This window comes from Stenotrophomonas sp. SrG (assembly GCF_050031795.1).
GTDB classification, from domain to species: Bacteria; Pseudomonadota; Gammaproteobacteria; order Xanthomonadales; family Xanthomonadaceae; genus Stenotrophomonas; species Stenotrophomonas rhizophila_A.
This window is the reverse complement of the sequence record NZ_JBNBBE010000033.1, coordinates 1-7,739: the sequence shown is the minus strand read 5'-3', so window position 1 is coordinate 7,739 and position 7,739 is coordinate 1. Positions and strand designations below refer to the sequence as shown.

Sequence of the window (7,739 nt, the reverse complement as noted above, 5' to 3'; positions counted from 1 at the left end):
ACCGCCTGCGCTCCACGAAGCGCAGGTGGCCTGAACGCCCCTTGAGAGTGTCCAGAAAAACTTGACCACCACAGGTTCACGGCGCCCCCGCGGGCCCACCCCCGCCGCTCACCTGCACGCGGGCAATGGAAACGCCGATGCTCTGCGCCTTTACGCGTCAGCGATAGATGATCGTGGCCTGCGTGCCGATGCCGGGTTCGCTGGTGAGGGCGATCTTCCAGCCGAAGCGGTCGCACAGGCGGCGCACGATCGACAGGCCCAGGCCGGTACCCTGCGGGCGGCTGGGTTCGGCGCGATAGAACGGCTCGAACGCGCGCGACAGCGCTTCGGCCGACATGCCGATGCCGGTGTCGCGCACCACCACCCGGTCGTCCAGCACGTCCACGTCGATGCGGCCTTCGTCGGTGTAGCTGCACGCGTTGCGCAGCAGGTTGCTGACCACCACCTGCAGTACCCGCGGTGGCGCGTGCAGGTGCACCGGTGCCTCGCTGTGCAGGTGGATCTCCACCGGCCGGCCCGCGATCAGCTCGCGCGCGTTGTCCACTTCGTAGCGCACGATCTCGTTGACGTCGAACAGCTCGATCTGCGGCTCCACGTCCGCCTCGCGTGCCAGGATCAGGAACGCATCGATCACCGCCTCCATGTCGCGGCCCGCGCGCTGGATGCGGTGCAACCCGCGGCGCAGCCGCGGCGTCATGTCCTGGTCGCCCAGCGCCATGTCGCTGGCCACCCGGATCACGGTCAGCGGCGTGCGCAGTTCATGGCTCGCATCGCGGGTGAAGTTGCGTTCGCGTGCCACGTGCGCGGTGACCCGCGTGGCCAGCGAATGCAGGGCCGCCGCCAGCTGCCGCGTTTCGCCCTGCATGTCCGCCGGCAGCTTGTCCGGTGCCAGGTCCGACGCCTCCGGATGGCCGGGGTTCCAGCGCGACACCCGTCGCGCCAGCCAGTTCACCGGCGAGACCAATCGCTTCGACGCCCGGTAGGTGATCCACGACGCGCCATACACCGCCAGCAGCGTCAACAGCACCGGCACGATGCCGAACCAGAACGCCAGCATCTCCGCGCGCGAACGCAGGAACACCAGGTACAGCTGCCCTTCCGGGCGCGCATCGACCAGCACCAGCTGGTCGTCGGCCTTCAACTCGTGGAAGCCCGGCGCCAGCGTGCGCAGGTTGGGCGGCAGGCTCAGCGCCGATTGCCCCGCCTCCAGCAGGTAACCGCGGATGTTGCGCGTGTTCGGCGGCGGCTGCGCGGGCGAGGCCGCGTGCAGGTCCCAGAAATATGTCGCTTCTTCCTGCAGCGCGCTGCTGACCAGGCTGTGCTTGATCACCAGCGAGACCAGCCACGCGCCCAGCAGGATGCCCAGGCTGGCCAGTACGGCCTGCAGGATGAAGACAATGCGGATCTTGCGCGGCAGACCGTGCGGCATTACGAAGTCCAGGTCGAGTCGCCGCGATTATAGGAAAGCGCGCCGTTATTCCATCGTGCAAGCAACGGCGATGCCCCGGAAAGTGCCGGGGCATCGTGTACATCGGGGCCGCAAGCCCCCACCATCGTGCGCCCTGCGCTGTTGCGCATCAGCTCATCGGCTGGGCGATATCGGCAATACGGTAGCCGGCGCTCTGCACGGTGTGCAGCAGCGGACGGTCGAACGGCTTGTCGATGATCTTGCGCAGGTTGTACAGATGGCTGCGCAGCGTGTCCGAATCCGGCAGCCCGTTGCCCCAGATCTCGCGCTCGATTTCCTGGCGGGTCACCACGCGCGGCGATTCGCGCATCAGGATGGTGAGCAGGCGCAGGCCGATGGGCGACAGCTGCAGCTCGGTGCCCGCACGCGTGGCGCGCATGCTGACCGGGTCCAGCACCAGGTCGGCGACCTTGAGCACTTCCGATCCCACCTGGCGGCGTTCGCGCCGGATCAGCGCGCGCAGCCGGGCTTCCAGCTCCTGGATCGCAAACGGCTTGGTCAGGTAATCGTCGGCGCCGAAGCCCAGGCCGGTGAGCTTGTCGTCGAGCGTATCGCGCGCGGTCAACATCAGCACCGGCGTCGACTTGCGCGCATCGTTGCGCAGCCGGCGGCAGACTTCGATGCCGTCCAGACGCGGCAGCATCAGGTCCAGCACCACCACGTCGTAACTGTTTTCAGCCGCCAGACGATAACCGTCCAGCCCGTCCTGGGCGTAGTCCACTTCGAACCCGCGGCCTTCCAGGTATTCCCCGATCATCTCGGAGATATTGCGGTTGTCTTCGACCACCAGCACCAGGCCGGAGGTTTCCTTTGTCTGACGCATGGGAGTCCCTCTTTCTTCAGCTTTGTGAAACATGCCGGATCGTCGGTGGAGGCGATGTGAAGCCGCTCACGGATCAGTTCGGCGGGGCGTTCAACAAAGGTTTGAGCAGCGGCCAGACGTTGTCCAGCACCTTCGGCTGGGCCTTGGCGGTGGGGTGCAGCCCGTCGCCCTGCATCAGCCCGGGCTGCAGGGCCACCCCCTCCAGCAGGAACGGCAGCAGCGCCACTTTGTACTGGCTGGCCAGGCCCGCATACACCTGGCGCAGGCGGTCGCGATAGGCCGGGCCATAGTTGGGCGGTACATCGATGCCCAGCAGCAGCACCTTGGCGCCGGCCTTCTGGCTGGCCACGATCATCTTTTCCAGGTTGCCGCGCAGCTGCGCCGGGCTCAGCCCGCGCAGCGCGTCATTGCCGCCCAGTTCGATGACCACCACTGACGGCCGATGCTTCTCCAGCAGGGCCGGCAGCCGGGTCAGTGCGCCGGCCGTGGTTTCGCCGCTGATGCTGGCATTGATGATCGTCGGCGGCGGCGTGATCTGCTGGCTAACCCGCTGCTGAAGCAGGTTCACCCAGCCCGATGCGGCCGGGATATTGTGGGCGGCACTGAGGCTGTCGCCGACCACCAGCACCGCGTGCCGGGTGTTGGCACCTTTGGCACATGCCAGCGCAGGCAGCAGCAGCAACCCTGCCAGCAGCAAGAACACCTGGGCCGCCCGGCCCGCCCATTTTGCTCGGTACATTGGAGAATCCTCATCGACAGCCTGTCCCCCCGCAGCGCGCCCGTCGCCATCGCCGCCCACAACGTGGGCAAGTCCGCACGTGGCCCGGAGGGTGAAGTCCACATACTGGACAACATTGACATGACCGTCCATGAAGGCGAGAGCGTCGCCATCGTCGGCGCGTCCGGTTCGGGCAAGACCACCCTGCTCGGGCTGCTGGCCGGACTCGACCTGCCCAGCCGCGGCGACATCGCCCTGGCCGGGGCCACGCTCGGCGCGCTGGATGAGGAAGCCCGTGCGCAGCTGCGCGCGCGCGAGGTTGGCTTCGTGTTCCAGAGCTTCCACCTGCTGCCGGCGCTGACCGCTGAAGAAAACATCGCGTTGCCGCTGGAACTGGCCGGGCGCGAGGATGCGGCGCGGGTGCGCGAGGTGCTGGCGCAGGTCGGGCTGACCCACCGCGCCCGCCATTACCCGCGCCAGCTGTCCGGTGGCGAGCAGCAGCGCGTGGCGCTGGCGCGTGCGTTCGTGGCACGGCCGCGCATCCTGTTTGCCGATGAGCCCACCGGCAGCCTGGACCAGGCCACCGGGCAGCAGATCAGCGACCTGCTGTTCGCGCTCAACGCCACCAGCGATACCACGCTGGTGCTGGTGACCCATGACCTGCGCCTGGCCCAGCGCTGCGAGCGCATCTACCGGCTCGACGGCGGCCGCCTGGTCGATGCCGCCGGAATCACCGCATGAACGTGCTGCGCCATGCCGGGCGTGCGCTGCGCCGGGAATTCCTCGCCGGCGACCTGCTGACCGTGTTCGCCGCGCTGGTGCTGGGCGTGGCAGTGATGACGGCGGTGGGCACGCTGGTCAACCGGGTCACGTTGGCGCTGACCAGCAGCGCGGCGGAAATGCTCGGTGGCGACCTCGGCCTGGGCGGCCGCGAGGACGTGCCACAGGCCTTCGCCGACGAGGCGCGCGCGCGTGGGCTGGCCAGCACGCGCATGGTCAGCTTCCCCAGCGTGCTGTTCCATGGCGATGAAAGCCAGATGGCCAACATCAAGGCGGTCAGCGACGGTTATCCGCTGCGCGGCGAACTGCGGGTCAGCCGCGCCCCGGGCGGCGTCGGCGAAGTGGCCGGCACCCCGGCGGCAGGCGAGGCCTATGCCGACCCGCGCCTGATGCAGGCGCTGGGGCTGAAGGTGGGCGACGCCCTCGAATTCGGCGCCGGCACGCTCACCGTGACCCGCGTGCTGCAGGCCGAACCGGATACCTCCGGCGAGCTGATGCAGCTGTCGCCGCCGCTGCTGGTCAACCGCATCGACGTCGACCGTGCGGGCCTGCTCGGCCCGGGCAGCCGCGCCTCGTACCGGATGATGTTCGCTGGCGACACGGCCGCCATTGCCGATTTCCGCGGCTGGCTGCAGCCGCGCGCCAAGGGCCTGCGCATCGTCGGCATTGCCGATGCCCAGCGTGGCGTGCGCGGCGCGTTCGACCTGGCCGGCCGCTTCCTGTCGCTGGCCGCGCTGCTGGCGGTACTGCTGGCGGGCGTGGCCACCGCGCTGGCCGCCAACCGCTTCGCGCTGCGCCGGATCGACCAGGTGGCGGTGCTGCGCTGCCTGGGCGCGCGCAATCGCGACATCCTCACTGCCATGGCGCTGCAGCTGGTGCTGCTGGCCATCCCGGCCTGCCTGGTCGGGATCGGGCTGGGCATGGCCGCGCAGGCCGGGCTGGTACAGGCGCTGGGCGGGTTGATTCCGGGCCGGCTGCCGTTGCCGCAGGCCACCCCGGCGCTGAGCGGGGCGGGGATCGGGTTGGTGCTGCTGCTGGGTTTCGGCCTGCCGCCGCTGTTGCGGCTGCGCAAGGTGCCGCCGATGCGCGTACTCAACCGCAGCTTCGCCAGCCTGCCGCCCAGTTCCCTGCTGGTGTATGCCGCCGCGCTGGCGGCCACCGTGGCGCTCACCGTGCAGGCCACCGGCGACGTGCGGCTGGCCGCTTGGGTTCTGGGCGGCCTGGCCGCGCTGGCGCTGCTGGCAGGTGCGGCCGGGGCCACCCTGCTGTGGCTGCTGCGCGGGCTGCAGCCGCGCCTGCGCGGGCGCTGGAAGCTGGGCCTCGCCGCCCTGACCCGCCGCCGCGGGCTGGCGGTGATGCAGCTGGTGGGACTCTCGCTGTCGCTGTGCGCCCTGTTGCTGCTGTCGGTGATCGGCCCGGGGCTGCTGGCGCAGTGGCGCGACCGCCTGCCCAGCGATACCCCGAACTATTTCCTGATGAACATCCAGCCCGAACAGCGCCAGGCGGTGCTGGCCGCGCTGGACGGCCTGGGCGTGGATTCGCCCGGGATCGAGCCGTTCAGCACCGGCCGGCTGCTGGCCGTCAACGACAGGCCACCGCAGCGGCAGGAACGCGAGGACAACAACAACGACGATGACGATGCCAACCGCCCGGTCAACTTCTCCTGGCGGCATGATTTCCCGCCGGCCAATACCCTGTTGAGCGGCAGGTATTGGGCCGCAGGCAGTACCGCTGCCGAAGCTTCGATCGAACAGGGCTGGGCCGAACGCTACGGGATGAAGCTGGGCGACACGGTCACCCTGCAGATGGGCGAGCAGGAACGGCGCTTCACCGTGACCAGCATCCGCAAGGCCGACTGGGACTCGTTCCGGGTCAATTTCTTCCTGCTGCTCAATGAAGGGGCGGTGGGCGATGCGCCGTACAACCTGATCACCGCCTTCCACCTGCCGCGCGAACAGGCCCCGGCCCTGGCCGGGCTGACCCGCCATTACCCGAACATCTCACTGCTGGATATCGACAGCATCCTGCAGCGGGTGCGCGAGGTGGTGGACCGGGTCAGCCAGGCCGTGCAGCTGGTGATGGGCTTCAGCCTGCTGGCCGGAGTGCTGGTATTGCTGGCCGCGTTGCAGGCCACCGCCGGTGAACGCCGTTACGACAGCGCGGTGCTGCGCACGCTGGGCGCCACCCGCACCCAGCTGCGCGGCGCGGTGCTGGTGGAATTCGGCGCGCTGGGTCTGCTGTCTTCGCTGCTGGCGGTGGGCACGGCGGCACTGCTGGGCAGCGTCGTGGCCCGCCAGGTATTCGAACTGCAGCTCAGCCCGCCGTGGGGCCCGCTGCTGGCCGGAGGCGCACTGGGCGTGGCGCTGAGCATGCTGGCCGGCTGGTGGGGCACCCGACGGATCCTGCACACCCCGCCCGCGCTGGCCCTTCGCGAGGCATGAACGCGATTGATGACACCGGCAGGGGTCGGCGCTAGGTATGCTGCCCGCCCCTGCCCCCTGAGAATGCCCGCGATGCCCGGCACGTCGTTCACCGCTTACCTGTACCCCGTGTTGCTGCTGCTGGGCAGCAACATCTTCATGACCTTCGCCTGGTACGGCCACCTCAAGTACAAGAGCGCCCCACTGATGATGGTGATCCTGGTCAGCTGGGGCATCGCCTTCTTCGAGTACTGCCTGCAGGTGCCCGGCAACCGGCTGGGCAGCGCGGTGTACTCGGCCCCTCAGCTGAAGGGCATGCAGGAAGTGATCACGCTGGTGGTGTTCGCGGTGTTCTCCGCGTTCTACCTGGACCAGCCGTTGAAGTGGAACCATTACGCCGCGTTCGGGTTGATCGTGGTGGCCGCGTTCCTGATGTTCAAAGAGTGAGCGTCATTCGGGGGCTTGTTCCACCCACTGCTTGAACACCGCGTCGATCTGCGCGTCCTTGACCTGCTTGCCGTCCTGCAGGTCCTGCGCCTGGGTGAACAGCGGAATGATCATCGCCATGCCATCCAGCTTGGTCTTCAGGTGTACGCCCGGCGCCTGGCCGAGGAAACCGTCCCAGCGGGCGCGCACCTTGGCCCAGTAGTCCGCCGTTGCGGCCCAGTAGTCGTAGGCCGGTTTGAAATCGACCTCGGTGGTGCGGTTGTAATCGTTGAAGCCGAACTCACGCGCGATCTCCTGCTGGCTGCCGTCGGCGCCGCGCAGGATCTTGGTGTTGAACTGTTCGTGGGTCCAGCCGTTGGGGGTGAGCGTGTGCCGGTTGACCACCGCCAGTGCGTTGTAATCGCTGCGGCGGGTGTACTCGCGGCGCGGCAGTGGCCGCCAGCTGAGGTCGCTGGTCCAGGTGGCCACGCCGTTGCGGTAGTCCCACCGGCCGGTGCCGCAATAGCGCGGGGCATCGCTGACTTCATACACGCACTGGGTCCACGCGCCGGCGTTCACCGCCGGATCGATCGCACGCACCTGCCAGGTCTGGTCGGCGCTGAACTCGAACCGGTTCGGCGCCTCGTACACCCAGTCCTGCCGCCAATGCTTGGTCACGTGGCCGCTCTTGCCGTCCACCAGCAGGTGCTGGAGCACGATCCGCTTCGGGCTGTCCTCGACCACGATCACCACTTCGTTGCCGCCGCTGCGCACGGCCGGCGCGCGCTCATAACCGGGCTGGAGCAGCACGGTTTCATCGAAGGCGAAATCGACGATGTACTCGCCCTTCATGGCCAGGATGCTGGCGTGGTCGCGCTGCAGGTCGGAGGGCTGGGCGTGGGCGATGCCGCTGGCGGCAAGCAGCAGCCACGCGCTGGCTGTCTGGAATGTCATCGACGAAGGTCCCTCAGGAAGGTCGGGTGGAAGAAAGTTGGACAAGCGGTACGACGTTGGACGCATCGACCCACAGCTCGCCGTCGGCGCCCTCGACCCGCGCGATGCGCCGCGCGGCGGTAGCGCCCAGCACCGAAAGCGAGGCCACGA

The 7,739-nt window shown here is 68.6% G+C and carries 7 protein-coding genes; 3 read left to right on the top strand and 4 right to left on the bottom strand.

The features are described from left to right. Nucleotides 1–157: 157 nt before the first annotated feature. The 3 genes from ACQG3P_RS18810 to ACQG3P_RS18800 all read right to left on the bottom strand — a co-directional run bounded on the left by ACQG3P_RS18810 (nt 158) and on the right by ACQG3P_RS18800 (nt 3,030). On the bottom strand, nt 158–1,429 hold the full coding sequence (locus tag ACQG3P_RS18810; protein ID WP_426805881.1) for a sensor histidine kinase: 1,272 nt from the start codon (nt 1,427–1,429) through the stop codon (nt 158–160). A 148-nt stretch (nt 1,430–1,577) separates the two neighbouring features. Further along, nucleotides 1,578–2,291 carry a response regulator transcription factor gene (locus ACQG3P_RS18805; RefSeq protein ID WP_019182442.1) on the bottom strand — a complete coding sequence of 238 codons (714 nt, stop codon included), beginning with the start codon at nt 2,289–2,291 and terminating at the stop codon, nt 1,578–1,580. A 73-nt stretch (nt 2,292–2,364) separates the two neighbouring features. Then, nucleotides 2,365–3,030 (bottom strand): arylesterase, encoded by a 666-nt coding sequence (locus tag ACQG3P_RS18800; protein ID WP_320459121.1) that lies wholly within the window; start codon nt 3,028–3,030, stop codon nt 2,365–2,367. Between the two features lie 120 nt (nt 3,031–3,150). Here ACQG3P_RS18800 and ACQG3P_RS18795 point away from each other — a divergent pair, with 120 nt between their 5' ends. From ACQG3P_RS18795 to ACQG3P_RS18785, 3 genes are all read left to right on the top strand, one after another. Continuing rightward, nucleotides 3,151–3,750, top strand: coding sequence for an ABC transporter ATP-binding protein (locus ACQG3P_RS18795; protein ID WP_093536045.1), 600 nt, complete (start codon nt 3,151–3,153; stop codon nt 3,748–3,750). Continuing rightward, nucleotides 3,747–6,230: an ABC transporter permease gene (locus ACQG3P_RS18790; protein ID WP_426805880.1), complete on the top strand. Its 2,484-nt coding sequence runs from the start codon at nt 3,747–3,749 to the stop codon at nt 6,228–6,230. Before ACQG3P_RS18795 ends, ACQG3P_RS18790 begins: the two co-directional genes overlap by 4 nt. Before the next feature lie 72 nt (nt 6,231–6,302). Beyond that, entirely contained in the window at nt 6,303–6,656 is a 354-nt protein-coding gene (locus ACQG3P_RS18785) for a DMT family protein (protein WP_068849300.1), read from the top strand. A 3-nt stretch (nt 6,657–6,659) separates the two neighbouring features. Here ACQG3P_RS18785 and ACQG3P_RS18780 read toward each other — a convergent pair whose 3' ends face one another. Beyond that, complete coding sequence (locus ACQG3P_RS18780; RefSeq protein ID WP_426805879.1) at nt 6,660–7,589, bottom strand: DUF6607 family protein; 930 nt, start codon at nt 7,587–7,589, stop codon at nt 6,660–6,662. Nucleotides 7,590–7,739 lie beyond the last annotated feature (150 nt).